This is a genomic window from Luteimonas sp. FCS-9, from assembly GCF_001014645.1.
Classification (GTDB): Bacteria; Pseudomonadota; Gammaproteobacteria; order Xanthomonadales; family Xanthomonadaceae; genus Luteimonas.
This window is the reverse complement of sequence record NZ_LASZ01000023.1, coordinates 1-26,639: the sequence shown is the minus strand read 5'-3', so window position 1 is coordinate 26,639 and position 26,639 is coordinate 1. Positions and strand designations below refer to the sequence as shown.

Sequence of the window (26,639 nt, the reverse complement as noted above, 5' to 3'; positions counted from 1 at the left end):
CAGTCTACCCGCTCCGCCGGACGACGCCAGATGCCCGCCGACCGGGCCCATCGCGCCTGGAGACCCCTACAGCAGCGGCGAGCACAGCCGCGCCAGCGCCTCGGGCAGGCGCGCGGTCAGCAGCGGGCGCGGGCGGCCGCGCTGCACCCGCGGGGCGTGCGCGAACTCGCGCTCGATCAGCTGGGCCAGCGCGGCGGCGACGCCGGGGTCGTCGAACAGCACCGACAGCTCGAAGTTCAGGCGGAAACTGCGGTGGTCGAAGTTCGCGCTGCCGATGATCGCCAGGCTGTCGTCGATCAGCAGCGACTTGCTGTGCAGCATCCGCGAGCGGTACTCGTAGATCTTCACCCCGGCGACCAGCAGCTGGCCGAAATAGGACCGCGCGGCCAGCGTGACCAGCCGCGAGTCGCTGGTCCTGGGCACCAGCAGGCGCACGTCGAGCCCGGCGAGCGCGGCAGAGGTCAGCGCCATCATCGCCGCCTCGCCCGGCACGAAGTACGGCGTCGTCAGCCACACGCGATGCTTGGCGGCGTGGATCGCGCCGACGTGGAGCCGATGGATCGCTTCCCAGTTCGAGTCCGGTCCCGAGGTCAGCACCTGGGTCCGGACCGGGCCGGCGTCGGCGGACGGGGTCTGCGCCTCGACCTCGGCGAGGAAGTCCCGCCGCCCGGTCGCATAGGCCCAGTCCTCGGCGAACACCAGCTGCAGCACGCGCACCGACTTGCCGATCAACCGCATGTGCAGGTCGCGGTAGGCGTCGGGCCGCAGGCGTTCGTCCTGCTCGTCGGTGACGTTCATCCCGCCGGTGTAGCCGATCCTGCCGTCGATCACGACGAGCTTGCGGTGCGTGCGCAGGTTGGTCCACGGCCGCTGCCAGATCCGGCCCAGACGCATCGGGTGGAACCACGCCAGCTCGCCGCCGGCCTCGACCAGCGGGGCGAAGAACCCGCGCCGGGCACGGGTGCCGACGAAATCGAGCAGGATCCGCACCCGGACCCCGGCGCGGGCGCGCTCGACCAGCGCGTCGCGCAACGCGGTGCCGGTCGTGTCGGGCTCGAAGATGTAGTACTCCAGGTGGACGTGGTGGCGCGCCTGCGCGATGTCGGCCAGCAGGGCGGTGTATTTCGCCGCCCCGTCGACCAGCAGGTCGACTTCCGCCGACGACGTCGCCGGCAGCCCGGTGGTGTTCTGCCCCAGGCGCACGAGTTCGGCCGCCTCGCCTTCCTCGGCGTCGACCTGGGCGCTGTGCATCGAGGCGCGGCTGCGGCTGCGGCGCAGCCGGTTGCGGCGGATCTTCTGCGGCCCGAACACGTGGTAGATCAGAAAACCGAGGTAGGGCAGCAGCGCCAGGCCGAGCAGCCAGCTGAGCGTCGCCACCGGCTCGCGCTTCTGCAGCACGATCCAGCCGCCCAGCAGGACCAGGTAGAGCAGCCAGCCGGCGGCCAGCAGCGTGAGCAGGTGCGGTGCGGTGACGAGCGAATCCCAGGCGCGCTGCACGTTCGGTTCCAGCCATGGCGGCGCCGGTCGCGCCGCGCACAGCATAAATGCGCGCAGGGAAGCCGCGATGACGGGGTGGCGGCGCACTGTCGCACGGATTGAGACACCACCGGTGCATCGTGGCCGGATGAGCGCCGACCGCATCCGCCCGCCCGTGCCGACCGCCCGTAAGGGGCGCGGCAGCGCGTCGTGGGTCGCCGGGCGTTACGAGAAGCGGGTCGCGGTGGCCGAGGACGACGGTTGGGATGCGTTGCAGGCGTTGCAGGACGAGGCGCCGTCGCCCGACACCGTCGTCGTCGAGGAGCGCGCGCGCACCGTGCTCAGCCGCAACCGCTCGCCCGACGTCGGTTTCGACCGCTCGGTCAATCCCTACCGCGGCTGCGAGCACGGCTGCATCTACTGCTTCGCCCGGCCTTCCCACGCCTACCTCGACCTGTCGCCGGGGCTGGACTTCGAGACCCGCCTGTTCGCCAAGACCAACGCCGCCGAGCGGCTGCGCGCCGAGCTCGCGAAGCCGGGCTACGCGTGCGCCCCGCTGGCGCTGGGCATCAACACCGATGCCTACCAGCCGATCGAACGCCGCTACCGGGTCACCCGCGCGCTGATCGAGCTGCTGGCCGAGACCCGCCATCCGTTCAGCCTGATCACCAAGAACGCCGGCATCGTGCGCGACCTCGACCTGCTCGCCCCGCTGGCGGCCCAGGGCCTGGCGACGGTGCATTTCTCGGTGACCACGCTCGACAACCGCCTGTCGGCCCGCATGGAGCCGCGCGCGGCCGCGCCGCACGCGCGCCTGCGCGCGATGCGCACGCTGGCCGACGCCGGGATCCCGGTCGGGGTGATGGTCGCGCCGGTGGTGCCGGCCATCACCGACCACGAGCTTGAGGCGATCCTGGGCGCCGCGCGCGAGGCCGGCGCCGGCCCGGCGGGCTACGTGCTGCTGCGCCTGCCGCACGAACTCAAGACGCTGTGGCGCGAATGGCTGGAGCTGCACTACCCCGACCGCGCCGCCCACGTGATGAGCCTGCTGCAGCAGCTGCACGGCGGGCGCGACTACGACAGTCGCTTCGGCCACCGCATGCGTGGGCAGGGCCCGTTCGCCGACCTGCTGGCCAGCCGCTTCGCGCGGGCGCGCCGCGCACTGGGCTTCGGTCGCCTGCCGCCGCTGCGCACCGACCTGTTCGTGGCCCCGCGCGCGCCCTCGCCGCAGGGCCAGCTCTTCTGAGGCCGTATTCACGGCGTCTGCACAGCGCCTCCACGCCAGGATTTCCTACACTGCGCGGCTTCCCGCCGTTCCGCGCCCAGCCCACGCATGCCCGACGCCGTGTCCTCCCCATCGCCAGTCCGGCCCGGCCTGGCGACCGACGTCTTCGACCATCTCGCCACCGGTCTGGCGCAACTGGCGCCCGACGGCACCTGGCGACGCGCCAACCCGGCCCTGGCCCGGCTGCTCGGCACCGCGCCGGGTGCGCTGGTGGGCAGTGCCGCGCATCGCGACGCGCTGGCCCCGGTCGCCGCCCAGGTCGATGCCGCACTGACCGCGCTCGCCGGCGGCGGCGACGGCCTGCACGCGCTTCCGGTCACCCTCGACCGGGGCGAGGACGGCACGCGCTGCCTGCAGCTGTCGCTGACCGCGCTGCCGGGCGGCGACGCGCTGCTGCAGCTCCACGACGCGACCGCGCTGCGGACGATGGAACTGCTGCAGGACACGCTGGCGTTCGGCATCTCGCACGAGCTGCGGGCGCCGGTGCGCACGATCGAGCAGTTCTCCCGGCGGCTGGCCGCCCAGGGAGACGGGGCGGACACCGCGCTGGTGCGCGACCACGTGCAGCGGATCCGCGGCGCCGCGGCGCAGGCCGGCGGCCTGATCGACGCGCTGCTCGAGACCATGCGCGCCGCCCGAGCGCCGCGCAGCCCCGGCCCGGTCGACATCAGCCTGCTCGGCGACTGGATCTGCGCCGAACTGCAGGACGCCGATCCCGGGCGCGCGGCGCACATCGACGTGACCCCCGGGCTGTGGGCCTGGGGCGACGAGCACGCGCTCAAGCAGATGCTCGGCAAGCTGCTGCACAACGCGTGGAAGTTCTCGGCCCACCGCGACCAGGTGCAGATCGAACTCGACGGCGAGCGGGTCGGCGACCGGCTGCGGCTGCGGCTGCGCGACGCCGGCCGCGGGTTCGACATGCGCTATGCTGATCGACTGTTCGTGCCGTTCAGGCGCCTGCACGGCGCCGACGACGGTGCCGGCCATGGATTGGGGCTGGCGATCGCCCAGCGGCTCGCGCAGGCGCATGGCGGCCGCATCCGGGTGGAATCGGCGGAGGACGTCGGCACCACCTTCTTCATCGACCTGCCGGCGCCGCCGGCCGAGGACGCATCGCCCCCATGAGCGAACACACGATCCTGCTGATCGAGGACAACCCCGACGACGCGGAACTCACCCGCATCGCGTTCGTCGAAGCCGGCATCGACGGCCGGCTGGTCGTGGTCGGCGACGGCGCCGAGGCGCTCGACTACCTGTTCGCGCGCGGCCGCCACGCCGGCCGCGACGCGAGCCAGCTGCCGTCGATCGTGCTGCTCGACCTCAACCTGCCCAAGCTCGACGGGCGCGAGGTGCTGCAGGCGCTGCGCGCCAGCCCGGCGACCCGCGGCCTGCCGGTGGTCGTGCTCACGACCAGCACCGAGCCGTTCGACGTCGAGGCCAGCTACGCGCTGGGCGTCAACAGCTACATCCGCAAGCCGGTGGACTTCGGGAAGTTCGTCGAGGTGGTCAAGCAGATCGGCCTGTACTGGCTGGTGCTCAACCACCCGCGCGGCTGACACCGTTCTGTAGGAGCGCGCTCGCGCGCGATTGAAGCAATCCGGAGCCCCCGATCGCGCGCGAGCGCGCTCCTACGCAGCGTCCGCTGGCCCATATCGCGCTGGCCGACACCCACCGCGGTCGCAGCATCACCTTCTGCCGCCGCAGACGAGCCGCAGCGGTCGCGAGGTCAGCCGCCGCCGTACAGCGTTTCCGCGCGCTGGAACAGGATCCAGCTGGTGGCGATGAACTTGTCGCCGCCCTGCGGCACGTTGCCGCGCTGGGTATGGGTGAACGCGGTCGGCGCGATCAGCAGGTCGCCCGTGCGCGGCACGACGCGGCGCTGCTGGAACAGGAACTCGGTCTCGCCGGCGTCGAAGCCGTCGTTGAGGTAGATCGTCCACAGCAGGTGGCGGTGGAGCGTCTCGCAGCCGGTGTCGCGCGGAAACAGTTCGCAGTGCCAGTACGGGTAGCCGCCCTGGCCGGCGGCGTACCACTGCAGGTTGATCTGGCCGGGCCGCAGACAGGTCTGCAGCAGGCCGCCCAGCCGCGCGTCGTCCATGTCGGCGAAGTCCTCGGCGACCAGCCGGCGCAGCGCGCCGGACGCGTCGGGCTGCTGCAGCATCAGCGGCGCGATCAGCGCCTGCGGGTACTTGCGCAGGTACGCCAGCACGCCGCCGTAGACCGCGACGTTGAGCTGCTGGACGACGTCGGCCCAGTCGGCGCGCTCGCCGATCGACAGGTCGCGGCTGCGCTTGAGCTCGGGATGCAGGCCGCCGCCGACCTGGCCGGGCTGCAGGTCGGGGCTGGCGCGCAGCCGCGCGACGATCGCCGCGCACGCCTGCGGTGCCAGCGCACCGGGGACGACTTCGATGAAGTCGGCCCCGGTCATGACACGGCACCGTCGTGCTCAAGGTGGTAGCGGGTCGCGGCCTCGACCTCGTCCTTCGAGCCCAGGAACACCGGCACGCGCTGGTGCAGCGAATCGGGTTCGATGTCCAGGATGCGGCTGCGCCCGTTGGTCGCCGCGCCGCCGGCCTGCTCGACCAGCATCGCCATCGGGTTGGCCTCGTACATCAGCCGCAGCTTGCCCGGCTTGGACGGGTCCTTGCGGTCCCAGGGATAGATGAAGATGCCGCCGCGGGTCAGGATGCGGTGCACGTCGGCGACCATCGCCGCGACCCAGCGCATGTTGAAGTCCTTGCCGCGCGGGCCCAGCGCCCCGGCCAGCAGGTCGGCGACGTAGGCCTGCGTCGGCGCCTCCCAGTGGCGCTGGTTGGACATGTTGATCGCGAACTCGCGGGTCGTCTCGGGGATGCGCAGATCGGCCCGGGTCAGCACGAACGAGCCCTGCTCGCGGTCGAGCGTGAACGCGTGGGTGCCGTGGCCGATCGTGAGCACCAGCATCGTGCTCGGCCCGTACAGGCAGTAGCCGGCGGCGACCTGGGTGCGGCCGGCCTGCAGGAAGTGCGCGTCCTCGACCGCGCCCGCGCCCTCGGGGCAGCGCAGCACCGAGAAGATTGTGCCGACGCTGGCGTTGATGTCGATGTTGGAGCTGCCGTCGAGCGGATCGAACACCAGCAGGTAGTTGCCGCGCGGGAAGGCGTCGGGGATCGGCTCGCAGTGGGCCATCTCCTCGGACGCGCACGCGGCCAGGTGGCCGCCCCAGGCATTCGCCTCGAGCAGGATCTCGTTGCTGATCACGTCGAGCTTCTTCTGCGCCTCGCCCTGCACGTTGATGCTGCCCGCCTCGCCGCCGGCCTCGCCGAGCACGTCGCCCAGCGCGCCCTTGCCGACCGCGACCGAGATGCGCTTGCAAGCGCGCGCCACGACCTCCAGCAGCAGCCGCAGGTCCGGCGTGACGTGCCCCAGGCGCTGTTCCTCGATCAGGTGGCGGGTCAGGGAGATGGCGGGCATGGCGACTTTTTCCGTGGGAGCGAGGACGCCGGCATTGTCGCCCGGAAGCGCCGCGCTGTCCCGGCGCCGTCGCGCGCGCGGCGCCGGCCCGCTATCCTGCATGGGTTTGCCGCGCGCCCGGCGCGCCGCACCCCCTCCTCCTTCCGCGCAGGCCGTGCCGTGTCCTCCTTCTTCGCAGACGTCGAACTCGTTCCCGGTGATCCCATCCTCGGTCTGACCGAGGCCTACAACGCCGATCCGCGCGCCACCAAGGTCAATCTCGGCGTGGGCATCTACTACGACGAGGCCGGGCGCATCCCGGTGCTGGACGCGGTGCGCGAGGTCGAGCAGCGGCTGGCCGCCGAGGCCAAGCCACGCGGCTACCTGCCGATCGATGGCATGCCCGACTACACCCGCGCGACCCGCGAGCTGCTGTTCGGCGGCGATTCGCCGCTGCTGGCCGATGGCCGCGTCGCGACCACCCAGACGATCGGTGGCAGCGGCGCGCTGCGCACCGGCGCCGACCTGCTCAAGAAGCTGCTGCCGCACGCGACGATCGCGATCAGCAACCCGAGCTGGGAAAACCACCGCGCGGTGTTCGGCGCGGTCGGCTTCGAGGTCGTCGACTACACCTACTTCGACGCCGCCCGCCACGGCATCGACTTCGACGGCATGCTCGCCGACCTGCGCAAGCTCGAGGCCGGCACCGTCGTGCTGCTGCACGCCTGCTGCCACAACCCGACCGGCGCCGACCTCACCGCCGACCAGTGGCGCCAGGTCATCGAGGTGCTGGGCGAGCGTGGGCTGTTCCCGTTCGTCGACATGGCCTACCAGGGCTTCGACCAGGGCATCGCGCAGGACGCGGCGGCCGTGCGCCTGCTCGCCGCGTCGGGCATCGCCGAGTTCGTCGTCGCCAGCTCGTACTCCAAGTCGTTCTCGCTCTACGGCGAGCGCGTCGGCGCGCTGACCGTGGTCTCGGCCAATGCCGAACAGAGCCGCGCGGTGCAGTCGCAGATCAAGCGCATCGTGCGCGCGAACTACTCGAGCCCGTCGACCCACGGTGCGGCGCTGGTCGCCGGCGTGCTCGGCAGCGACGAGCTGCGCGCGCGCTGGGAGGCCGAGCTCGGCCAGATGCGCGAGCGCATCCACGCGCTGCGCGCCGGCCTGGTCGAGAAGCTCGCCGCGCACGGCGCGCCGCAGTTCGCGTTCATCCAGGACCAGGCCGGCATGTTCTCGTACTCGGGCCTGAGCCGGGCGCAGGTCGACCGCCTGCGCGAGGAGTTCGGCATCTACGCCGTCGGCACCGGGCGCATCTGCGTCGCCGCGCTGAGCACGAAGAACCTCGACTACGTGGCGCAGGCGGTTGCCACGGTCAGCCGCAGCTGATCGCGGTTGCAGCCTCCCCGCGTGCGGGGAGGCTGCAAGTGCTTCGCAGGAACGATACCGCGAGTGGGATGCCTGCACGCGCGTCCTCGCAATGCGTCAGGGACCGCGCTTTCTGGCGCGCCACCGCCCGCCCAGCTCCCGTGTCAGCAGCGTGAGCAGTACGCCGGGTGCGATGAACTGCACCGCAATCTGCACGCTGCGTCGTACTGCGAGGCGGATCGCCTCACGGACTTCGTCCCGCGCGATGTCGGGATCGAAGTCACGCCAGCCGAGCCATAGGCAGAGCACCAGCGCCGCGACCAGCGCGACGATGCGCCACCGGAGCATTGGACGGGGCGGCGTCACGCCGCCGCCTGCGCGCAATGCCCGCTCTGGCTGCGGGCATCACGAATGCGCACGTCGAGATCGGCCGCCTGCACCGGGGCGGCGAGTGCGGTGGCGACGGCCAGCACAGCGAAGGGGGCGGCGATGGCGGCGGGGGTGCGGGTCATGACGATGTCCTGATCGGGTGTGGCCACAGTCTCCGCGTGCCGTACCCCGATACCTGCTGCCAGTGGTCATCGATCCGCAGTGCCGGAAGTCACCTTCCGCGCCGCGCCCATTGCCGCGCCCGGCGACGGCTTGCAGCATGGCGCCATGGTCAAGCCCCGCCGCCCGTTCGAACCGCTCAACCTCGCCGGCCTGTTGACGCTCGGCGCGGTCGCGTTCTCGATGCGCTACTACGACCCCGCGCGCCAGGCGGCGGCCTGGGTCCTGCTCGGCCTGTTCTCCGTCGGGTTCCTCTCGCTGTCGCTGTGGCCGCCGCGGATGCGGCGCGTCGAGCACGCGGTGATCGCGATCCTGCCGGCGATGGCGCTGGCGCTGATCGCGCTCGACCCCAAGCCCGGCACCGCGCCGGTGCTGCTGGTGATCTGGATCGCGGTGGCGTTCTCGGACTGGTCGCCGCGCGTGGCGACGATGGCGTTGATCCTGGTCGACACCGTCTACTACCTGATCCTCAAGCACGTCGCGGGCTTCGGCGCGCCGCTGATGTCGGTGCTGATCTTCGCCGGCTTCCAGGCCTTCGCCGCACTGTGCATGCACTACGCGCGCAGCGCCGAACGCACGCGCGATGCGCTCTCGCGCGTCAACGCCGACCTGCTGGCCACGCGCGCGCTGCTGGCCGACAGCGCGCGCGATGCCGAGCGCCTGCGCGTGGCGCGCGAGCTGCACGACGTGGCCGGGCACAAGCTCACGGCGTTGCGCCTGAACCTGCGCGCGCTCGGCGAGGATCCCGCGTTCGCAGGCCATCCCCAGGTGCGCATCGCCGAGCAGCTGTCGGGCGAGCTGCTGGGCGACATCCGCAACGTAGTGCAGGCCCTGCGCGACGGCGAGGGACTGGACTTGGCGACCGCGCTGCATGCGCTGGCCGCGCCGATGCCGCGCCCGCGGCTGCGGCTGGAGATCGACGAGACGGTGCGCGTGACCGACCCGGCGATCGCCGAGGCGCTGCTGCGGCTGGTGCAGGAGGCGCTGACCAACGCGGCCCGGCACGCCGACGCCGACCTGCTCGACGTGCGGCTGTGGCGCGAGGGCGCGCGGCTGCGCATCGCGATCGAGGACGACGGCCGGCTGCGCGCACCCTGGCGCGAAGGCAACGGCATCGCCGGCATGCGCGAGCGCCTGGACGCGCTGCACGGTGCGTTGCGGCTGCAGCGCAGCCCGCGCGGGGCGATGCGCCTCGACGCCGAGCTGCCGGCATGACCGCAGCCCCGATCCGCGTTGCGCTGGCCGACGACCAGGCCCTGGTCCGGGCCGGGCTGCGCGCGCTGCTGCAGGGCCAGGGCGTCGACGTCGCGTTCGAGGCCGATTCGGGCGCGGCGCTGCTCGAGCGGATCGCCACGACGCCGGTCGACGTGGTGCTCAGCGACATCCGCATGCCGGGCCTGGACGGCATCGACGCCTTGGCCGCGCTGCGTGCGCGCGGCGATGCGACGCCGGTGCTGCTGCTGACGACTTTCGACGACAGCGACCTGCTGCTGCGCGCGACCGACGCCGGTGCGCAGGGCTTCCTGCTCAAGGACGCCGCGCCCGAGGACCTGCGCGAGGCGATCATGCGCGTGGCGGCCGGCGAGACCCTGCTGCAGCCGGTCAGCACCGACCCGGTGCGCGCGCGCTATCGCTTCCACGACGACCGCGCGCCGCGCGAGACCTTCAGCGACCGCGAGGTCGCGATCCTGCGCCTGCTCGCCGGTGGCTACTCCAACAAGGAAATCGCGCGCAGCCTGTTCCTCGCCGAAGGCACGGTGAAGAACTACGTCTCGGCGATCCTCGACAAGCTCGGCACCCGCGACCGCACCCGCGCGGTGCTCAAGGCGATCACGCTGCGGGTGATCTGAGGCGCCCGCACGCCCGGGTTTGATGCGGATCAACGCCGTGCCTGCGGCATCGCGCTAGCCTGAGGTCCCCTGACTGTGCTGGAGCCTGGACGATGGACAAGACGATGAAGGCGGCGGTGGTCCGCGAATTCGGCAAGCCGCTGGTCATCGAGGAGGTCGAGGTGCCGCGTCCGGCGGCCGGCGACATCCTCGTCAAGATCGAAGCCTGCGGCGTCTGCCACACCGACCTGCACGCGGTCGACGGCGACTGGCCGGTCAAGCCCAATCCGCCGTTCATCCCCGGCCACGAGGGCGTCGGCCACGTCGTCGCGGTCGGCCAGGGCGTGACCCATATCAAGGAAGGCGATCGCGTCGGCATCCCCTGGCTGTACTCGGCCTGCGGCCACTGCGAGCACTGCCTGGGGGGCTGGGAGACGCTGTGCGAGGCGCAGCAGAACAGCGGCTACTCGGTCAACGGCGGCTTCGCCGAGTACGCGCTGGCCAATGCCGGCTACGTCGGCCACCTGCCGAAGAACGTCGGCTTCGTCGAGATCGCCCCGGTGCTGTGCGCCGGCGTCACCGTCTACAAGGGCCTGAAGGTCACCGACACCAAACCCGGCGACTGGGTCGTGATCTCGGGCATCGGCGGCCTGGGCCACATGGCGGTGCAGTACGCCCGCGCGATGGGCCTGAACGTGGCCGCGGTCGATGTCGACGACGCCAAGCTCGACCTGGCCACGCGGCTGGGGGCGACGGTCACGGTCAATGCGAAGACCACCGATCCGGTCGCGTACCTGAAGCAGGAGATCGGCGGCGCGCACGGCGCGCTGGTGACCGCGGTCTCGCCCAAGGCCTTCGAGCAGGCGATTGGCATGGTCCGCCGCGGCGGCACAGTCTCGCTCAACGGCCTGCCGCCGGGCGAGTTCCCGCTCGACATCTTCGGCATGGTGCTCAACGGCGTGACCGTGCGCGGCTCGATCGTCGGCACCCGCCTCGACCTGCAGGAGTCGCTGGACTTCGCCGCGCAGGGCAAGGTGGCCGCGACGGTCTCGACCGACCGGCTGGAGAACATCAACGACGTGTTCTCGCGCATGCACGCCGGCAAGATCGAGGGCCGCGTCGTGCTCGATTTCGCGGCCTGATCCGCCGCCCGCCGCCGGCCCCGTCCGGGTCGGCGGCACGGGCGCGTCGCCGGGCGTCTGCTACCGTGCACGCCCGTCGTCATTGCCGCCTGCCGATGTCCCTGCGTTCCGTTGCCCCCCGCGCCGTCCCGTTCCTCGCCTCGCTGCCGCTGGCGATCGCCGTCTGCTGCGTCGTCGCGTCGCCGGCGATCGCGGCCGACGCGCCGCGCACGCTCGAACGGGTGCGCGTCGACGCCACCCGGCTGCGCGGCGTGTCGGACTTCGACACGCCGGCGTCGGTCGATGCGCTGCGGCTCGACGATGCCGACAGCAACCGCGCCGGTACCGTCGCCTCCGAACCGCTGGCCGGCGTGCCCGGCCTGCTCGCGCGCGACCGCCAGAACCACGCGCAGGACACCCAGCTGTCGATCCGGGGCTTCGGCGCGCGCTCGACCTTCGGCGTGCGCGGCGTGCGGCTCTACGCCGACGGCATCCCGGCCTCGATGCCCGACGGGCAGGGCCAGCTGTCGCATTTCAGCCTCGTGGGCGGCGACCGCATCGAGATCATGCGCGGGCCGTTCTCGTCGCTGTACGGCAATTCCTCGGGCGGCGTGGTCCAGCTGTGGAGCGCCGACGGCATGCCCGGCGACGACTGGCGGTTCAAGGCCAGCCACGGCCGGGACGACACGACGAGCCTGGCCGCGCAGCTGCGCGGCGGCACCGACGCGCTCGGCTACAACCTCGCGCTGTCGCGCTTCGACACCGACGGCTGGCGCGACCACAGCGCCGCGCGTCGCGACTCGGCGAACGCGAAGCTGCGCGTCGATCTGGGCGACCGGCGGCGCCTGGACCTGGTCGCGAACTGGGTCGACATCGACGCCCAGGACCCGCTGGGCCTGACCGCCGACCAGGTCCGCGCGAATCCGCGCCAGGTCGCGCCGGTCGCGCTGCAGTTCGACACCCGCAAGACGGTGCGCCAGCACCAGGCCGGCGCGGTCTACGAGCACGGCGTGGGCGATGCGCACACGCTGCGCGCGATGGCCTACGGCGGCGAGCGCGCGGTCGTGCAGTTCCTGCCGATTCCGCCGGGCGCGCAGGCCAATCCGCTGAGCGCGGGCGGCGTGATCGACCTCGACAACGCCTACGGCGGGCTCGACCTGCGCTGGAGCTGGGAGGGCCGGCTCGCCGGACGGCCGCTGGAGCTGACCGTCGGCGCGAACGCCGACCGCCAGCGCCAGCACCGCCAGGGCTTCGAGAACTTCGCCGGCGACACGCTCGGCGTGCGGGGCGCGCTGCGCCGCGACGAGCGCAACACGGTGGAGAACCGCGACCAGTTCGCGCAGGCGTACTGGGCCTTCGCGCCGCGCTGGTCGCTGCTGGCCGGCGTGCGCCACAGCGAGGTCGAGTTCGTCTCGCGCGACGCCTACGTCACCGCGGCCAACCCCGACGACAGCGGCCGCATCGCCTACCGCCAGACCTCGCCGGTCGCCGGGCTGGTGTTCGCGCCCCGCGACGACCTGCGTGCGTATCTGTCGGCCGGCCGCGGCTTCGAGACGCCGACGTTCAACGAGCTCGGCTACCGCGCCGACGGCGCCGCCGGACTGGCGTTCGATCTGGCGCCTGCGGTCAGCGACAACCTCGAACTGGGGGCCAAGTGGCGCGCGCGCTCGGGCGCCACGTGGAACGCGGCCCTGTTCCGCGCCGACACCGACGACGAGCTCGCGGTGGCGCGCAACGTCGGCGGCCGCAGCAGCTTCCGCAACATCGGGCGGGCGCGGCGCCAGGGCGCGGAACTGTCGCTGCGCCAGCCGCTGGGCGACGCGTTCGACCTGCACGTCGCGGCGACCTGGCTCGACGCGACGTTCCGCGACGACTATCGCGTCTGCACCGGCGCGGGCTGCACGGTGCCGGCGACGCCGGTCGCGGCCGGCGCGCGCATCCCGGGCGTGCCGGCGCGGCAGCTGTTCGCCCGGCTGGACTGGACGGGGGGCCCATGGAGCGCGGCGATCGAGGGCGTGGGCGTGGGCGACGTGGTCGTCGACGACCTCGCGACCGGGCGCGCGCCGGGCTACGCGCTGCTGCACCTCGAAGGCGCGCGGCGCTGGCGCTTCGATGCCGGCGAGCTGCGCACGTTCGTGCGCATCGACAACCTGCTCGACCACGCCCACATCGGCTCGGTGATCGTCAACGAAGGCAACGGCCGCTTCTACGAACCCGGCCCCGGCCGCGGCGTGCTGCTCGGCGCCCAGTGGACCTGGGAGCGGTGAACGGTCGACGCAGGCAGGGAAGCCTGGGCGTCAGACGTCCCCGCCCGCGGCCCAGCCCTCGCCGGTGCCGCGATGGTGCACCCGGTCCGCATTGCGCACCGTGCCGGCGTCGATCGCATCCTGCGTCGCCAGGCGCGCGTAGATCGGCGCGAAGTCCGGCCGCGTGGCGTCCATCAGCTGCTCGAAGCTGTCGATGACGAAGTAGATCTTCTGGAACGTGTCGATGCGGTAGCGCGTGCGCATGATCCGTTCCAGGTCGAAGCCGATGCGGTTGGGCGCGTCCGACTCGAGCGCGTACAGCGATTCCCCCTTCGACGAGACGATGCCCGCGCCGTAGATGCGCAGCCCGTCGGCCTGGCGGATCAGCCCGAACTCGACCGTGTACCAGTACAGCCGCGTGAGGTGCTGCAGCGCCTCGGGGCCGATGCCGTGCGCCTTGACCCCGCCGCGCCCGTAGGCCTGCATGTAGTCGGCGAACACCGGGTTCATCAGCAGCGGCACGTGACCGAACAGGTCGTGGAACAGGTCCGGCTCCTCGATGTAGTCGATCTGGTCGGGGCGCCGGATCCACCACGTCACCGGGAAGCGGCGGTTGGCGAGATGATCGAAGAAATCGAGCTCCGGCAGCAGGCCCTCGACGCCCAGCAGCGTCCAGCCGGTCGCGGCCTCGAGTACCGCGTTGAGCTCGGAGAACTTCGGGATCGCGTCGGGCGTCATGCCCATCGCGTCCTGCGCGGCGAGGAACTCGTCGCAGGCGCGCCCGACCAGCAATGCGCGCTGGCGCGCGTACAGCGCGGCCCAGGTCGCATGGTCGTCGGTGCTGTAGCCATCCCACGGCTGCTCGACGATGCCGGTTGCGTAGACCGGGACCTTGCCCTTGTCGGTCTGCTGGTTCTCGACGCGGCGCGGGGCGCTGGAAGGCTGGGCGGACATCGGACGCTCCTGGAAGGACAAGCGGCCTTCGACGATACCGCCGGAGCTCCGCAACGGGCTTGCGTTCGTTGCGCGTAAACCTGGTTTGTGCGCAATATCCATGCGTCTGAATACGAATCTGGGCAATCTATGGGCGCCGAGACGCTGGACCGCACCGATCTGCTGCTGCTCGCCGAGTTGCAGCGCAACGGCCGCCAGAGCAATGCCGACCTCGCCGAGCGCGTGCACCTGTCGGCCTCGGCGTGCCTGCGCCGGGTCCAGCGGCTCGAGCGCGACGGCGTCATCGCCGGCTACCGGGCCGAGGTCAGCGCCGAGCGGCTGGGCCTGGGGCTGCAGGCGTTCGTGCGCGTGCAGCTCAAGCACCACGACAGCGCCGCGGTCGCCGGTTTCGCGCGGCTGGTCGACGACTGGGACGAGGTCGTCGCCTGCCACGCGCTGACCGGCGACATGGACTACCTGCTGCAGGTCGCGGTGCGCGACCTCGAGCATTTCTCGCACTTCCTGCTCGACCGGCTGCTCAACCAGCCCGCGGTCGACGACGTCAATTCCAGCTTCGTGCTGCGCACGGTCAAGGCCTGGCGCGGGCTGCCGTTGCCTGGCTGATGGTGCCAGGCGCCACGCATCCACAGTTTGGTCCAGGCGTTCCCTCCGTAGGAGCGCGCTTGCGCGCGATGGCGCCTTACCGGGAACGCTTCATCGTGCGCAAGCGCGCTCCTACAACGGCGGATTCGGCGCACGGAAATGGTGCATTTTTAAGATACGCACCTGATGGATGCAAAAGTTTGACCCGCTACCGCTGCGCCAATAATCGTAAACTATTGATTAATCAGCGGAAGAAATGTTGGCACGCCGTTTGCTTGATCTCTGGCACACCCAACACCAAGGCGGTCGTTCCCGATGTCCATCGACAACGTCGAAAAGCTGATCAAGGACCACAAGATCGAGTTCATCGATCTGCGCTTCACCGACATGCGCGGCGTCCAGCACCACGTCACGTTCCCGCAGTCGATCGTCGAGCCGGGCCTGTTCGAGGACGGCAAGATGTTCGACGGCTCGTCGATCAGCGGCTGGCGCGGCATCCAGAACTCGGACATGGTGCTGATGCCCGACGCCTCGACCGCGTTCGTCGACCCGTTCACCGCCGATCCGACGCTGGTGATCACCTGCGACATCCTCGACCCGACGACGATGCAGTCCTACGAGCGCGACCCGCGCGGCATCGCCAAGAAGGCCGAGGCGTTCCTCAAGTCCAGCGGCATCGCCGACCAGGCCTTCTTCGGCCCCGAGCCCGAGTTCTTCATCTTCGACTCGGTGCGCTACGGCAACGAGATGGGCCACACCTTCTTCCACATCGATTCGGAAGAGGCGCACTGGAACTCGGCCAAGGAATACGAGGGCGGCAACAGCGGCTATCGCCCCGGCGTCAAGGGCGGCTACTTCCCGGTTGCCCCGCTCGACTCGCTGCACGACATCCGCGCCGAGATGTGCAAGACGCTGGCCCAGGTCGGCATCGAGGTCGAGGTGCACCACCACGAGGTCGCCAACGCCGGCCAGTGCGAGATCGGCACGCGCTTCAACTCGCTGGTCGCCAAGTCCGATGAGCTGCAGACGCTCAAGTACATCGTCAAGAACGTCGCGTTCCGCAACGGCAAGACCGCGACCTTCATGCCCAAGCCGATCGTCGGCGACAACGGCAGCGGCATGCACGTGCACCAGTCGCTGGCCAAGGGCGGCACCAACCTGTTCACCGGCGACGGCTACGGCGGCCTGAGCCAGACCGCGCTGTGGTACATCGGCGGCGTGTTCAAGCACGCGCGTGCGATCAACGCGTTCGCCAACGCCTCGACCAACTCCTACAAGCGCCTGGTGCCGGGCTTCGAGGCGCCGGTGATGCTGGCCTACTCGGCCTCCAACCGCTCGGCCTCGTGCCGCATCCCGTACGTCGCCAACCCCAAGGCGCGCCGCATCGAGATGCGTTTCCCCGATCCGATGCAGTCGGGCTACCTGACGTTCGCCGCGTTGATGATGGCCGGCCTGGACGGCATCAAGAACCAGATCGACCCGGGCGGCCCCAGCGACAAGGATCTCTACGACCTGCCGCCGGAGGAGGAGAAGAACTTCCCGACCGTGTGCCACTCGCTCGACCAAGCGCTCGACGCGCTCGACGCCGACCGCGAGTTCCTCAAGGCCGGCGGCGTGTTCACCGACGACTTCATCGATGCCTACATCGCGCTGAAGATGAAGGAGGTCACCGCATTTCGCGGCGCGACCCATCCGCTCGAGTACCAGCTGTACTACGCGATCTGACGTTGTACCGGGGGGCGGCCCGCGCCGGCCCCCGTCGTTCCACCGCCGACGGCGACGCCTCCCTCCCCCACGGTCGGCGGCGTCGCCGGCAGCGGCGCCCGGCACGCAACCGCCGGGCATGCGAGGCGCCGCAAGAGCGCACGCAGCAGGGGCGCACGCATCGTGCGCCCGGGGAGGGCCCGTCCGCACGAGAGCCCGACATGTCGCAGCACGACATCGCCATCGCCGCGCAGTCCGCCGCGCGCGTCCCGGCACGCCGGGGCCATGCCGGCCGCCGGCGTGGCGCGCCCGCCATCCGCACCGTCCCGACCTGCGACGTCGCACCGGCCGCCCGTGCGCGGACGGCCGCCGGCGCCGCCGGCCCCGCCCCAGGAGCGCACGCATGAAACTGATCACCGCCGTCATCCGGCCCTTCAAGCTCGACGAGGTCCGCGAGGCGCTCGGCGAGGCCGGGGTCACCGGCCTGACGGTCACCGAGGTCAAGGGCTTCGGCCGCCAGAAGGGCCACACCGAGCTCTACCGCGGCGCCGAGTACGTCGTCGACTTCCTGCCCAAGCTCAAGATCGAGTGCGCGGTCACCGACGAGGCCTACGAGGCCGCGCTTGAGGCGATCACCGCCGCCGCGGCGACCGGCAAGGTCGGCGACGGCAAGATCTTCGTCGTCGCGCTCGAGCAGGTGCTGCGCATCCGCACCGGCGAGATCGGCGCCGATGCGCTCTGACCCCATCCGGAGACATGCCATGAACTCGATCCAGACCCGCGGGTGGACGACCCGGATGCAGGCGGCGGGCCTGCCGCTGTCGTGCGCGCTCGCGCTGCTCGGCGTCTCGACCGGCGCGCTGGCGCAGGCGCCCGACGCGGCGGCGCCCGCGTTCGACAGCGGCAACGTCGCCTGGATGCTCACGTCCACGCTGCTGGTGCTGCTGATGGTGGTGCCGGGGCTGGCGCTGTTCTACGGCGGCATGGTCCGCGCCAAGAACGTGCTGTCGGTGCTGGTGCAGGTGCTGGTGGTGTTTTCGGTGGTGATCCTGCTGTGGGTCGCCTACGGCTACAGCGCCGCGTTCACCGGGGGCAACGCGTTCTTCGGCTCGTTCACCGACAAGGCCTTCCTGCGTGGGATCACGCCGGACAGCGATGCGGACGGCTTGCCCGAACTGCTGTTCGTGGTATTCCAGTCGACGTTCGCCGGCATCACCGCCGCGCTGGTCGTCGGCGCGTTCGCCGAGCGCATCAAGTTCTGCGCGGTGCTGCTGTTCACCGTGCTGTGGGTGACGTTCGCCTACCTGCCGATGGTGCACATGGTGTGGAGCGGCGAGGACGGCTTCCTCGCGCACAAGGGCGTGATCGACTTCGCGGGCGGTACGGTGGTGCACATCAACGCCGGCATCGCGGGCCTGGTCGGTGCGTACTTCGTCGGCAAGCGACTGGGCTACGGCCGCGAGGCGATCAAGCCGCACAGCGTGCCGTTCACCTTCATCGGCGCCTCGCTGCTGTGGGTGGGCTGGTTCGGCTTCAATGCCGGTTCGGCGCTGGCCGCCGATGCCAGCGCGGCGCTGGCGATGATCAACACGATGGTCGCCACGGCCGCGGGCGTCGTCGCCTGGAGCCTGGTGGAGGCGATCAGCAAGGGCCGCCCGTCGGCGCTGGGCGCGGCCTCGGGCGCGGTGGCCGGCCTGGTCGGCGTCACCCCGGCCGCCGGCAGCGTCGGCCCGATCGGTGCGCTGGCGATCGGACTGGCCGCCGGCGCGGTGTGCGTGTGGGGCGTCAACGGCCTCAAGCGCCTGCTGCGCGCCGACGACACCGCCGACGTGTTCGGCGTGCATGCGGTCGGCGGCATTGTCGGCGCGATCCTGACCGGCGTCTTCAGCGACGCCTCGCTCGGCGGCACCGGCCTCGACGTCTCGATCGGCGCCCAGGTGTGGGCACAGACCTTCAGCGTGCTGTTCACGATCGCCTGGTGCGCGGTCGTGACCACGCTCGCGATCCTGCTCACGCGCGCGGTCGTGGGCCTGCGCGTGAGCGAGGAGGACGAGCGTCAGGGCCTGGACATCGTCTCGCACGGCGAATCGGCCTACGAGAAGTAGCACCCAGGACATCGCTTTGGGGAAGGGGATGGACGGGCGGCGGCGGGGAAGGCCGTCGCCCGTCGCTTCGGGGGCGGTCGGCTTGCGCCGGGCCGCCGCCCTGCGGTGCAATGCAGCCATGTCCAGACGTCTGTCGATCGCGCTCGTCGCGTTGCTGCTCGCCGCCTGCGCCCACCAGGCGCCGCGCAATCCACTCGCCACCTGGGTGCCGTCGGCCAACCACGACCCACGTCGCCCGGTGCTGGTGGTGCTGCACTACACCGAGCAGGATTCGGTCGAGCGCAGTCTCGACACGCTGCGCACCGCCAACAGCGGCGGCCGGGTGAGCGCGCACTACCTGATCGGCAAGCGCGGCGAGCGCTACCAGCTGGTGTCCGATCTCGACCGCGCCTGGCACGCCGGCGCCGGACGCTGGGGCGCGATCACCGACGTCAACTCGGCCTCGATCGGCATCGAGCTCGACAACAACGGCCGTGAACCGTTCGCCGAGCCGCTGGTCGAGAGCCTGCTGGTGCTGCTCGAGGACCTGCGCACGCGCTGGCGGATCGCGCCGGAGAACGTCATCGGCCATTCCGACCTCGCGCCCGCGCGCAAGATCGATCCCGGCGTGCATTTCCCGTGGCGGCGGCTGGCCGAGCACGGCTACGGCGTGTGGCCTCAGGACGGCACCCCGCCTGCGCCGCCCGGCTTCGACGCGCTGCAGGCGCTGCGCACGCTGGGCTACGCGACCGACGATCCCGACGCGACCGCGCGCGCGTTCCGGCTGCGCTTCCGCGCCCAGGCGACCGGCGGGCTCGACGACGAGGACCGCCGCATCCTGTACGCCCTGGTCCAGGGCTGGACGATCCCGGCCACGCGCCGGGCCGCGCCGGCGCCGCGCGACTAGAATGACCGGCTTTCCAGCGACGAGGAGACAGGCGTGGGCGCAGTGATGACCCCGGTATCGGTCGGCGAGCTGGCCGACAAGATCACCATCCTCGAGATCAAGACCGAGCGGCTCGACGATGCGGACAAGCTCGCGCACGTGCGCGCCGAGCTCGAGGCGCTGCTGGCGCCCTGGCGCGGCGTCGAGGCGGGCGATCCCGGCTTCGCGCCGCTGAAGGCCGAGCTCAAGGCCGTCAATGCGACGATGTGGGACATCCAGGACGGCCTGCGCGACCGCGAGCGCCGCCAGACCTTCGACGACGAGTTCATCCGCCTCGCGCGCGCGGTCGCCACGACCAACCACGCCCGCGTGGAGCTCAAGAACGCGATCAACCGGCTGGCCGGCGCCGGCTTCATCGAAGAGAAGCAGTACGCGGCGGACGCGGACTGAAGGGCGGGGGCAGTCGCCGCGCGCGCGGCGAGCTGCCGACCGTGATCCGGGCGCGGACGCCCGGAACGCGCGTCACGCCCCGCGCAGCGTGAACTGCACCGCCTCGCCGGCCTCGCAATGCGGGGCGATCCAGACATCGAACAGGCCCGGCTCGGCAGCGAAGGCGCCGCTGCGGGTGGTGAAGGCGAGCTGGTCGCGATGCAGTTCGAACGTGACCGTGGTCTCCTCGCCCGGCGCGAGTGCGATCTTGCGGAAGGCCTTGAGCTCGCGGATCGGACGCACGCGGCTGGCGACGCGATCGTGGACGTACAGCTGCACGACTTCCTCGCCGGCGCGGTCGCCGGTGTTGCGCAAGGTGGTCGAGACGATCAGCGTGCCGTCCCAGTCGAGCGTGTCGGCCGACAGCTGCACCGGGCCGTACTCGAAGCGCGTGTACGACAGGCCGTGGCCGAATGGGTACAGCGGGCTGTGCGGCATCTCGCGCCAGCGGCTCTTGAACTCGCTCATCTCCGGCAGCTCGGGCCGGCCGGTGCGCTGGCGGTTGTAGTACAGCGGCTGCTGGCCCGAATCGCGCGGGAAGCTCACCGGCAGGCGCGCGGACGGGTTGTAGTCGCCGAACAGCACGTCGGCGATCGCAGGTCCCGTCGCGGTGCCGAGGAACCACGTCGCCAGGATCGCCTGCGCATCGCGGACCGCGCCGTGCAGCGCGAGCGCGCGGCCATGGCGCAGCAGCACCACGACCGGCGTGCCGGTCGCAGCGACGGCTTCGGCCAGCGCCTGCTGCGCGGCCGGGATCACGATCTGCGTGCGCGACTGCGCCTCGCCGCTGTAGTTCTGCGGCTCGCCGATCGCCAGCAGCACGACATCGGCGTCGCGCGCGGCGGCCACTGCGGCATCGAGGCCGCCGTCGAGCGCGTCCTCCATGCCGCTGCCGTCCACCACCGTCAGCGCGTCGCCGTCGTCGAGCGCGGCGCGCAGGCCGTCCTCGAGGTTCACGTGCAGCCGCTTGTCGCCGAACAGCGTCCAGCATCCCTCGATGTTGTCGCGGTCGCGGGCGTAGGGCCCGATCAGCGCGATCTTCTGACCGGCCTTCTTCAGCGGCAGCAGGTCGCCCTCGTTCTTGAGCAGCACGATCGAACGCTGCGCGGCCTCGCGCGCCAGTGCGCCATGCAGCGCCTGCGGATCGAGCGCGGCCTCGGCCTCGGGGTCGAGCGAGCGATAGGGATTGTCGAACAGGCCGATCGCCTGCTTGACCGCGAATACCCGGCGCACGCCCTCGTCGAGCGTCGCCATCGGCACCTCGCCGCTGGCGACCAGGTCCGGCAGGTGCGCGGCGTAGAGCCCGCTTTGCATGCTCATGTCGACGCCGGCGGTGAACGCCAGCTTCGTCGCCTCGCGGTCGTCGGCGGCGAAGCCGTGCGCGACCAGTTCGAAATCGGCGGTGTAGTCGGAGACCACGAAGCCGCCGAACTTCCACTCGCCGCGCAGCAGGTCGGTCAGCAGGCCGTCGTGCGCGGAGGCCGGCACGCCGTTGATGTCGTTGAACGCGCTCATGACCGTCAGTGCGCCGGCGTCGATGGCGGCCTTGAACGGCGGCAGGTGAACGTCGCGCAGCGTGCCCTCGGAGATCTCGACGCTGTTGTAGTCCAGTCCGCCCATCACCGCGCCGTAGCCGACGAAGTGCTTGGGGCTCGCCAATAGGGCGTCGTAGGCGGTCAGGTCGTCGCCCTGGAAGCCGCGCACGCGCGCGGCCGCGAAGGCATTGGCCAGCACCACGTCCTCGCCGGCGGCCTCGGCCACGCGGCCCCAGCGCTGGTCGCGGGCGATGTCGAGCGTCGGCGCGAACGTCCAGTGCAGGCCGCAGGCGGTCGCCTCGATCGCGGCCGCGCGTGCGGTGCGCCGGGCCAGCTCGGGCTCGAAGCTCGCGGCCTCGCCCAGCGGAATCGGGAACACCGTGCGCATGCCGTGGATGACATCGGCGCCCATCAGCAGCGGGATGCCGAGCCGGCTTTCCTCCAGCGCGATGCGCTGCGCCTCGCGGCCCTGGGCGGCGCCGACGCCATTGAAGACCGCGCCGACGTGACCGGCCCGGATACGCTCGCGCAGTTCGCCGGCGTTGAGCTCGTTCATCTCCGGATTCACGTCCGCGGCGAACGGCCGCAGCATGTCGGCGAAGATGCCGAGCTGGCCGATCTTCTCCTCCACGGTCATACGGGCGAGCAGCGCTTCCAGCCGGTCGTCAAGACGCATCGTCGATCCTGTGTAAACGATTACAGCCGGCGATTATAGGTGTCTCGACAGGTCGTGCGGGTAGGGTCGTCCCCAATGGCCGGGCATGCGCGCGCCGTGCTGGCCCCGGTGCAGTGCGCCGTGCGGCGCCGACCCCTCACTCCGGATCGCGGGCCGGCACGAACGGCGAGACGGGATCGCTGGCGGGGAAGGTCTCCTCCAGCGCCTCGTCGTGGGTGTTCTCCTCGTGCCGTTCGCGATGTCCCTGGTGCTCGCGCGCATCCTCAGGGGATGCGGGCGCAGGCGTGCGGTCGCGCTCGTGGGGCGTCTTGTCGATGTCGTGGTCTGGGCTCATGCGCGTAACGTCGCGCCGGTCGGCTCAACCGTGCGTGAAAGCCCGCCGGACCGGACGATCGCGGTGCGCAGCGCCGGCAGGCGGGCCCGGCAGGCCCGCGACGGCCCGGCCCGACGTGCGCCCAGTCCGTCCGGCGCCGGGTCGCCGGCCCGCCGCCGGCTGCGCGAGGCGATGCCCGACGCGATGTCCACGCCTGCGCCGCTGGCGCGTCCGGGGTTGACGCGGGGTCCACGAGCCCTTTGCCAGCCTGCGACGACCGCGCCCGCCCTGCCGCGCACCCGCGGGCGCACTCGCGCCCGCTGCGCATCGGAGATCCCATGGCACGTCCCATCTGGTCCGGCTCGCTGTCGTTCGGCCTGCTCAACATCCCGGTCTCGCTGATGTCGGGTGAGCGCCGAACCGACCTGAGCTTCCGCATGCTCGATTCGCGCGACAAGAAGCCGATCCGCTTCGAGCGGGTCAACGCCGACACCGGCGAGGAGGTGCCGTGGAAGGAGATCGTCAAGGCGTTCGAGTACGACAAGGGCAGCTATGTCGTCATCGAGAAGGAGGACATCGCCTCGGCCGCGCCCGAGTCGCACGAGTCGGTGGACGTCGAGGCCTTCGTCGACGCCGGCAGCATCGGCACGCGCTTCTTCGAGAAGCCCTACGTGCTGGTGCCGGGCAAGAAGGCCGAGAAGGGCTACGTGCTGCTGCGTGAGACGCTGAAGCGGACCGGCAAGATCGGTATCGCGCGCGTCGTGATCCGCACGCGCGAGTACCTGTGCGCGGTGCTGCCCGAGGACGACGCGCTGGTGCTGATGCTGCTGCGCTACCCGCAGGAACTCGTCGATCCCAACGACTACAAGCTGCCCACCGGCGATGCCGCCGACTACCGCATCGCCGACAAGGAGGTGCAGATGGCCACGCAGCTGATCGAGTCGATGGCCGCCGACTGGGATCCCGAGGGCTACCACGACGAGTTCCGCGAGCGCCTGGCCGCGATCATCCAGAAGCGCATCAAGGCCAAGGGTGCGACCACGCGCGTGACCGAGGAGCCGGAGCCGCGCGAGGATGCGGCCACCAACGTGGTCGACTTCGTGTCGCTGCTCGAGCAGAGCCTGCAGAGCAACAAGCGCACGCCGGCCAAGAAGGCCGTGGCGACGAAGGCACCGGCGCGGAGCGCGGCGAAGAAGGCGCCGGCCAAGAAGACCGCCGCCAAGGGCGCCAGGAAGACCGCGAAGAAGGCCGTGCGCAAGGCCTCGTGACGCCATGACCCTCGCCGAGTACCGCCGCAAGCGCAGCTTCGACGCGACCCGCGAACCGGAGCCGGGCAAGTCCGCGCCGCGCGGGCGGCGGGCGATCTTCGTCGTGCAGTTGCATCACGCCAGCCGCCGGCATTACGACTTCCGGCTGCAGGTGGGCGATGCGCTGCGCAGCTGGGCGGTGCCCAAGGGGCCGAGCTACGACCCGGACGTCAAGCGCATGGCGGTCCAGGTCGAGGACCATCCGCTCGACTATGCGGGCTTCGAGGGCGAGATTCCCAAGGGCCAGTACGGCGGCGGGCACGTCGCGCGGTTCGACACCGGGGCCTGGGCCGCCGACGGCGATCCGGAAGAGGCGCTGGCCAAGGGCCACCTGCGCTTCGAACTCTTCGGCCGCAAGCTCAAGGGACGCTGGCACCTGGTGCGCACGGCCCGGCCGGGCAGGCAGCCACAGTGGCTGTTGTTCAAGGACCGCGACGCGTACGCCGGCAAGCTCGACGCCGACGACCTGCTCGGCGACATCGCACCGCCCCCACCCGAGGACGCCAAGCGCGCCGGCACCGGCAAGGCGCGCAAGCGTGGCGAGCGCGAGGTCGCCGTCGCCACGCGCCGTAAGCACGACTGGGCGGCAGCCGCACGCAAGCTCGACGGCGCCCGCCGCGCGGCCGCGCCCGACGGCCCGTTCGCCCCCCAACTGGCGAAGCTCGGCGAATCCGCGCCCACCGGCGAGGCCTGGCTGCACGAGCTCAAATGGGACGGCTACCGGTTGCTGGTCACGATTGCGCGCGGCAAGGTCCGGCTGTGGTCGCGCAATGCGCTCGAATGGACCGCCAGGGTGCCGGAGATCACCGAGGCGCTGACCCGGCTCGGCCTGCGCTCGGCCGCGTTCGACGGCGAACTGATCGCCGGGCGCGGCGCGCGCGCGGATTTCAACCTGCTGCAGCAGACCTTGTCGGGCGAGCGCCAGGGCGCGCTGGCGCTGGTGCTGTTCGACCTGCTGCACGTCGACGGGGTCGACGTCAGCGAGGCACCGCTGTTCGCGCGCAAGGCGCTGCTGCAACGCATCCTCGGCGATCCGCTCCCCGCGCACCTGGCCTGGAGCTCGCACATCGAGGGCGAGGCGGCGACCGCGATCGAGCTGGCCTCGCAGGCCGGCTTCGAGGGGATCATCTCCAAGCGCGGCGACCGCGGCTATCGCCCGGGGCGCGGCGACGACTGGCGCAAGACCAAGGAGCTGGCCAGCGACGAATACGCGGTGGTCGGGTACACCCCGCCCAAGGGCAGCCGCAGCGGCTTCGGCTCGTTGCTGCTCGCCCGTCCCGACGCCGAACACGGCTGGCGCTACGCCGGGCGCGTGGGCTCGGGCTTCAGCGATGCGCTGCTCGAACAGATCGCCCAGCGCATCGGCAAGGCCGGACGCGACGATCCCACGGTCCACGTGCCGCCCAACGACACCGACCTGCGCGCCGCGCGCTGGTTCGCGCCGCGCTTCGTGGTCGAGGTGTTCTCGCGCGGCACCGGCGGCCATGGCCTGCTGCGCCAGCCCTCGCTCAAGGCGGTGCGGCCGGACAAGTCGGTCGAGGACCTGCACGACAGCGACCGCGGCGCCCCCGCAGGAGACGACGAGATGGCAACGCAGACCCGCAGCAAGACGCCTGCCCGCAAGCGCGCTGCCGCCGGCGCAGCCGCGAAGAAGGCGGCGACCCGCAAGGCGGCCGTGGATTCGCGTACGCCGCCGACGCTGTCGAGCCCGGACAAGGTGCTGTTTCCCGGCGACACGCTGACCAAGGGCGACGTCGCCGCGTACTACGCCGGGGTCATGGACTGGCTGCTACCCGAGATCGCCGGCCGGCCGCTGTCGGTGATCCGGTGCCCGGGCGGCATCGACAGCGCCTGTTTCTTCCAGAAGCACCACACCGCCGGCATGCAGCTGGTGGAAACGGTGCGGCTGAAGGAGGAGTCGGGCGGCGCGGGCGACTACCTCGTCGTCAACGACGCGGCGGCCGCGCTGGAGCTGGTGCAGTTCAACGCGCTCGAGTTCCATCCCTGGGGCGCACTCGCGCAGGCGCCCGACATCGCTGACCGCATTGTCTTCGACCTCGACCCGGGCGAGGGCATCGCCTGGCGCGACATCGTCGCCGCTGCACGCCAGATCCGCGGGCTGCTGCAGCAGGTGGGCCTCGAATCGTTCGTGCGCACCTCCGGCGGCAAGGGGCTGCACGTGGTGGTGCCGCTCGATCCGGGCTGCGACTGGTCGGTCGCCAAGCCGTTCGCTCAGGCCTTCGCGCAGAGCCTGGCGCAGCTCGAGCCGCTGACCTACGTCGCCACGGCGACCAAGAAGTTCCGCAAGGAGCGGATCTTCGTCGACTACCTGCGTAACGGCCGCGGCGCGACCGCGGTGGCGTCGTTCTCGCTGCGTGCGCGTGCCGGTGCCCCGGTGGCGATGCCGCTGCGCTGGGAGGAACTGGGCCGGGTCAAGGCCGGCAACCAGTGGACGCTGCGCAACGCGCCCGCCCGCCTCAAGCGGCTCGGCGCGCATCCCTGGGAGGGCTTCGAGACGCTGCGGCAGACGCTGCCCGAGCAGGCCCGGCGACGCTCGCGTTGAGAAGACGCTCGATGGCGCGATCCTGCGGCGCCACGGCCGAAATCGGCCTTCCGGACGCCATCGACGCTGCTGACGCCAGTAGGAGCGCGCTTGCGCGCGAAGGGACCTGCCAGGAAGGCCCTCGCGGCCGAGGCCGCTCCTACGTGGTCCCTACGCCGCACCGTCGCCGGGAGGCGCATCCGTAGGAGCGCGCTTGCGCGCGAAGGGGCCTTACGGGGAAGGCCCTCGCGGCCAAGGCCGCTC

General features: G+C 71.5%; 24 protein-coding genes. 16 read left to right on the top strand and 8 right to left on the bottom strand.

Annotated features, from left to right (window positions below; genetic code table 11):
- Positions 1 to 66: 66 nt before the first annotated feature.
- Positions 67 to 1,497, bottom strand: coding sequence for a cardiolipin synthase (gene cls, locus WQ56_RS15395; protein WP_231583435.1), 1,431 nt, complete (start codon positions 1,495 to 1,497; stop codon positions 67 to 69).
- 127 nt (positions 1,498 to 1,624) lie between these two features.
- On the opposite strand from cls, the gene WQ56_RS15390 reads away from it, so the two are divergent.
- The 3 genes from WQ56_RS15390 (at position 1,625) to WQ56_RS15380 (ending at position 4,317) form a co-directional block, all read left to right on the top strand.
- Complete coding sequence (locus WQ56_RS15390) at positions 1,625 to 2,722, top strand: PA0069 family radical SAM protein (protein WP_047138023.1); 1,098 nt, start codon at positions 1,625 to 1,627, stop codon at positions 2,720 to 2,722.
- 87 nt (positions 2,723 to 2,809) lie between these two features.
- Positions 2,810 to 3,886 carry a PAS domain-containing sensor histidine kinase gene (locus WQ56_RS15385; RefSeq protein WP_052773043.1) on the top strand — a complete coding sequence of 359 codons (1,077 nt, stop codon included), beginning with the start codon at positions 2,810 to 2,812 and terminating at the stop codon, positions 3,884 to 3,886.
- Complete coding sequence (locus WQ56_RS15380; protein WP_047138022.1) at positions 3,883 to 4,317, top strand: response regulator; 435 nt, start codon at positions 3,883 to 3,885, stop codon at positions 4,315 to 4,317. The genes WQ56_RS15385 and WQ56_RS15380 overlap by 4 nt, the downstream gene beginning before the upstream one ends.
- Before the next feature lie 170 nt (positions 4,318 to 4,487).
- Here the strand turns inward: WQ56_RS15380 and WQ56_RS15375 are convergent, their stop codons facing one another.
- Together WQ56_RS15375 and WQ56_RS15370 are read right to left on the bottom strand one after the other, a co-directional pair.
- Positions 4,488 to 5,189 carry a 2OG-Fe(II) oxygenase gene (locus WQ56_RS15375; protein ID WP_047138021.1) on the bottom strand — a complete coding sequence of 234 codons (702 nt, stop codon included), beginning with the start codon at positions 5,187 to 5,189 and terminating at the stop codon, positions 4,488 to 4,490.
- Complete coding sequence (locus tag WQ56_RS15370; RefSeq protein WP_047138020.1) at positions 5,186 to 6,214, bottom strand: class 1 fructose-bisphosphatase; 1,029 nt, start codon at positions 6,212 to 6,214, stop codon at positions 5,186 to 5,188. The genes WQ56_RS15375 and WQ56_RS15370 overlap by 4 nt, the downstream gene beginning before the upstream one ends.
- Positions 6,215 to 6,373: 159 nt before the next feature.
- Here WQ56_RS15370 and WQ56_RS15365 point away from each other — a divergent pair, with 159 nt between their 5' ends.
- Positions 6,374 to 7,579, top strand: a complete 1,206-nt coding sequence (locus tag WQ56_RS15365) for an amino acid aminotransferase (RefSeq protein ID WP_047138019.1) — start codon at positions 6,374 to 6,376, stop codon at positions 7,577 to 7,579.
- A 96-nt stretch (positions 7,580 to 7,675) separates the two neighbouring features.
- Here the strand turns inward: WQ56_RS15365 and WQ56_RS15360 are convergent, their stop codons facing one another.
- Both WQ56_RS15360 and WQ56_RS18795 read right to left on the bottom strand, forming a co-directional pair.
- Entirely contained in the window at positions 7,676 to 7,924 is a 249-nt protein-coding gene (locus WQ56_RS15360; RefSeq protein ID WP_156170575.1) for a hypothetical protein, read from the bottom strand.
- A complete protein-coding gene (locus tag WQ56_RS18795; protein WP_156170574.1) occupies positions 7,921 to 8,070 on the bottom strand; it encodes a hypothetical protein in 150 nt (49 codons plus the stop codon). The genes WQ56_RS15360 and WQ56_RS18795 overlap by 4 nt, the downstream gene beginning before the upstream one ends.
- Before the next feature lie 49 nt (positions 8,071 to 8,119).
- On the opposite strand from WQ56_RS18795, the gene WQ56_RS15355 reads away from it, so the two are divergent.
- The 4 genes from WQ56_RS15355 (at position 8,120) to WQ56_RS15340 (ending at position 13,324) form a co-directional block, all read left to right on the top strand.
- Positions 8,120 to 9,322, top strand: a complete 1,203-nt coding sequence (locus WQ56_RS15355) for a histidine kinase (RefSeq protein ID WP_047138065.1) — start codon at positions 8,120 to 8,122, stop codon at positions 9,320 to 9,322.
- Positions 9,319 to 9,957: a response regulator transcription factor gene (locus WQ56_RS15350; protein WP_047138017.1), complete on the top strand. Its 639-nt coding sequence runs from the start codon at positions 9,319 to 9,321 to the stop codon at positions 9,955 to 9,957. The genes WQ56_RS15355 and WQ56_RS15350 overlap by 4 nt, the downstream gene beginning before the upstream one ends.
- A 92-nt stretch (positions 9,958 to 10,049) precedes the next feature.
- Positions 10,050 to 11,078: an alcohol dehydrogenase AdhP gene (adhP, locus tag WQ56_RS15345; RefSeq protein WP_047138016.1), complete on the top strand. Its 1,029-nt coding sequence runs from the start codon at positions 10,050 to 10,052 to the stop codon at positions 11,076 to 11,078.
- Between the two features lie 95 nt (positions 11,079 to 11,173).
- Positions 11,174 to 13,324: a TonB-dependent receptor gene (locus tag WQ56_RS15340; protein ID WP_047138015.1), complete on the top strand. Its 2,151-nt coding sequence runs from the start codon at positions 11,174 to 11,176 to the stop codon at positions 13,322 to 13,324.
- 30 nt (positions 13,325 to 13,354) lie between these two features.
- Here WQ56_RS15340 and phhA read toward each other — a convergent pair whose 3' ends face one another.
- Entirely contained in the window at positions 13,355 to 14,257 is a 903-nt protein-coding gene (phhA, locus tag WQ56_RS15335; protein WP_047138014.1) for a phenylalanine 4-monooxygenase, read from the bottom strand.
- A 129-nt stretch (positions 14,258 to 14,386) separates the two neighbouring features.
- Between phhA and WQ56_RS15330 the strand changes: the two genes are divergently transcribed.
- The 6 genes from WQ56_RS15330 to WQ56_RS15305 all read left to right on the top strand — a co-directional run bounded on the left by WQ56_RS15330 (position 14,387) and on the right by WQ56_RS15305 (position 19,963).
- Positions 14,387 to 14,860 carry an Lrp/AsnC family transcriptional regulator gene (locus tag WQ56_RS15330; RefSeq protein WP_047138013.1) on the top strand — a complete coding sequence of 158 codons (474 nt, stop codon included), beginning with the start codon at positions 14,387 to 14,389 and terminating at the stop codon, positions 14,858 to 14,860.
- A gap of 294 nt (positions 14,861 to 15,154) precedes the next feature.
- The gene (glnA, locus tag WQ56_RS15325) at positions 15,155 to 16,564 is read left to right on the top strand and encodes a type I glutamate--ammonia ligase (RefSeq protein WP_047138012.1); all 1,410 of its coding nucleotides are present in this window, start codon (positions 15,155 to 15,157) and stop codon (positions 16,562 to 16,564) included.
- 382 nt (positions 16,565 to 16,946) lie between these two features.
- The gene (locus WQ56_RS15320; RefSeq protein ID WP_047138011.1) at positions 16,947 to 17,285 is read left to right on the top strand and encodes a P-II family nitrogen regulator; all 339 of its coding nucleotides are present in this window, start codon (positions 16,947 to 16,949) and stop codon (positions 17,283 to 17,285) included.
- Between the two features lie 19 nt (positions 17,286 to 17,304).
- Positions 17,305 to 18,648, top strand: a complete 1,344-nt coding sequence (locus tag WQ56_RS15315; RefSeq protein WP_231583434.1) for an ammonium transporter — start codon at positions 17,305 to 17,307, stop codon at positions 18,646 to 18,648.
- A gap of 118 nt (positions 18,649 to 18,766) precedes the next feature.
- Positions 18,767 to 19,534 carry an N-acetylmuramoyl-L-alanine amidase gene (locus tag WQ56_RS15310; protein ID WP_047138010.1) on the top strand — a complete coding sequence of 256 codons (768 nt, stop codon included), beginning with the start codon at positions 18,767 to 18,769 and terminating at the stop codon, positions 19,532 to 19,534.
- Positions 19,535 to 19,567: 33 nt separating this feature from the next.
- Positions 19,568 to 19,963: a DUF6165 family protein gene (locus WQ56_RS15305; RefSeq protein ID WP_156170572.1), complete on the top strand. Its 396-nt coding sequence runs from the start codon at positions 19,568 to 19,570 to the stop codon at positions 19,961 to 19,963.
- A gap of 72 nt (positions 19,964 to 20,035) precedes the next feature.
- On the opposite strand, the gene WQ56_RS15300 is transcribed toward WQ56_RS15305, so the two are convergent.
- Together WQ56_RS15300 and WQ56_RS15295 are read right to left on the bottom strand one after the other, a co-directional pair.
- A complete protein-coding gene (locus WQ56_RS15300) occupies positions 20,036 to 22,213 on the bottom strand; it encodes a glycoside hydrolase family 3 N-terminal domain-containing protein (RefSeq protein ID WP_047138008.1) in 2,178 nt (725 codons plus the stop codon).
- A gap of 136 nt (positions 22,214 to 22,349) precedes the next feature.
- The gene (locus WQ56_RS15295) at positions 22,350 to 22,547 is read right to left on the bottom strand and encodes a hypothetical protein (protein WP_047138007.1); all 198 of its coding nucleotides are present in this window, start codon (positions 22,545 to 22,547) and stop codon (positions 22,350 to 22,352) included.
- Positions 22,548 to 22,864: 317 nt separating this feature from the next.
- Here WQ56_RS15295 and WQ56_RS15290 point away from each other — a divergent pair, with 317 nt between their 5' ends.
- Together WQ56_RS15290 and ligD are read left to right on the top strand one after the other, a co-directional pair.
- Entirely contained in the window at positions 22,865 to 23,794 is a 930-nt protein-coding gene (locus WQ56_RS15290) for a Ku protein (RefSeq protein WP_047138006.1), read from the top strand.
- A gap of 4 nt (positions 23,795 to 23,798) precedes the next feature.
- The gene (ligD, locus tag WQ56_RS15285; protein WP_047138005.1) at positions 23,799 to 26,396 is read left to right on the top strand and encodes a DNA ligase D; all 2,598 of its coding nucleotides are present in this window, start codon (positions 23,799 to 23,801) and stop codon (positions 26,394 to 26,396) included.
- Positions 26,397 to 26,639 lie beyond the last annotated feature (243 nt).

What these genes read in the sequence shown, in the direction of transcription:
- ligD (WP_047138005.1), top strand. Translation starts at nt 23,799, where the DNA reads ATGACCCTCGCCGAGTACCGCCGCAAGCGCAGCTTCGACGCGACCCGC.
- WQ56_RS15330 (WP_047138013.1), top strand. Translation starts at nt 14,387, where the DNA reads ATGGGCGCCGAGACGCTGGACCGCACCGATCTGCTGCTGCTCGCCGAG.
- WQ56_RS18795 (WP_156170574.1), bottom strand. Translation starts at nt 8,070, where the DNA reads ATGACCCGCACCCCCGCCGCCATCGCCGCCCCCTTCGCTGTGCTGGCC.
- adhP (WP_047138016.1), top strand. Translation starts at nt 10,050, where the DNA reads ATGGACAAGACGATGAAGGCGGCGGTGGTCCGCGAATTCGGCAAGCCG.
- glnA (WP_047138012.1), top strand. Translation starts at nt 15,155, where the DNA reads ATGTCCATCGACAACGTCGAAAAGCTGATCAAGGACCACAAGATCGAG.
- WQ56_RS15375 (WP_047138021.1), bottom strand. Translation starts at nt 5,189, where the DNA reads ATGACCGGGGCCGACTTCATCGAAGTCGTCCCCGGTGCGCTGGCACCG.
- WQ56_RS15370 (WP_047138020.1), bottom strand. Translation starts at nt 6,214, where the DNA reads ATGCCCGCCATCTCCCTGACCCGCCACCTGATCGAGGAACAGCGCCTG.
- WQ56_RS15315 (WP_231583434.1), top strand. Translation starts at nt 17,305, where the DNA reads ATGAACTCGATCCAGACCCGCGGGTGGACGACCCGGATGCAGGCGGCG.
- WQ56_RS15350 (WP_047138017.1), top strand. Translation starts at nt 9,319, where the DNA reads ATGACCGCAGCCCCGATCCGCGTTGCGCTGGCCGACGACCAGGCCCTG.
- WQ56_RS15385 (WP_052773043.1), top strand. Translation starts at nt 2,810, where the DNA reads ATGCCCGACGCCGTGTCCTCCCCATCGCCAGTCCGGCCCGGCCTGGCG.
- WQ56_RS15300 (WP_047138008.1), bottom strand. Translation starts at nt 22,213, where the DNA reads ATGCGTCTTGACGACCGGCTGGAAGCGCTGCTCGCCCGTATGACCGTG.
- phhA (WP_047138014.1), bottom strand. Translation starts at nt 14,257, where the DNA reads ATGTCCGCCCAGCCTTCCAGCGCCCCGCGCCGCGTCGAGAACCAGCAG.
- WQ56_RS15380 (WP_047138022.1), top strand. Translation starts at nt 3,883, where the DNA reads ATGAGCGAACACACGATCCTGCTGATCGAGGACAACCCCGACGACGCG.
- WQ56_RS15320 (WP_047138011.1), top strand. Translation starts at nt 16,947, where the DNA reads ATGAAACTGATCACCGCCGTCATCCGGCCCTTCAAGCTCGACGAGGTC.
- WQ56_RS15290 (WP_047138006.1), top strand. Translation starts at nt 22,865, where the DNA reads ATGGCACGTCCCATCTGGTCCGGCTCGCTGTCGTTCGGCCTGCTCAAC.
- WQ56_RS15340 (WP_047138015.1), top strand. Translation starts at nt 11,174, where the DNA reads ATGTCCCTGCGTTCCGTTGCCCCCCGCGCCGTCCCGTTCCTCGCCTCG.
- WQ56_RS15390 (WP_047138023.1), top strand. Translation starts at nt 1,625, where the DNA reads ATGAGCGCCGACCGCATCCGCCCGCCCGTGCCGACCGCCCGTAAGGGG.
- WQ56_RS15295 (WP_047138007.1), bottom strand. Translation starts at nt 22,547, where the DNA reads ATGAGCCCAGACCACGACATCGACAAGACGCCCCACGAGCGCGACCGC.
- WQ56_RS15310 (WP_047138010.1), top strand. Translation starts at nt 18,767, where the DNA reads ATGTCCAGACGTCTGTCGATCGCGCTCGTCGCGTTGCTGCTCGCCGCC.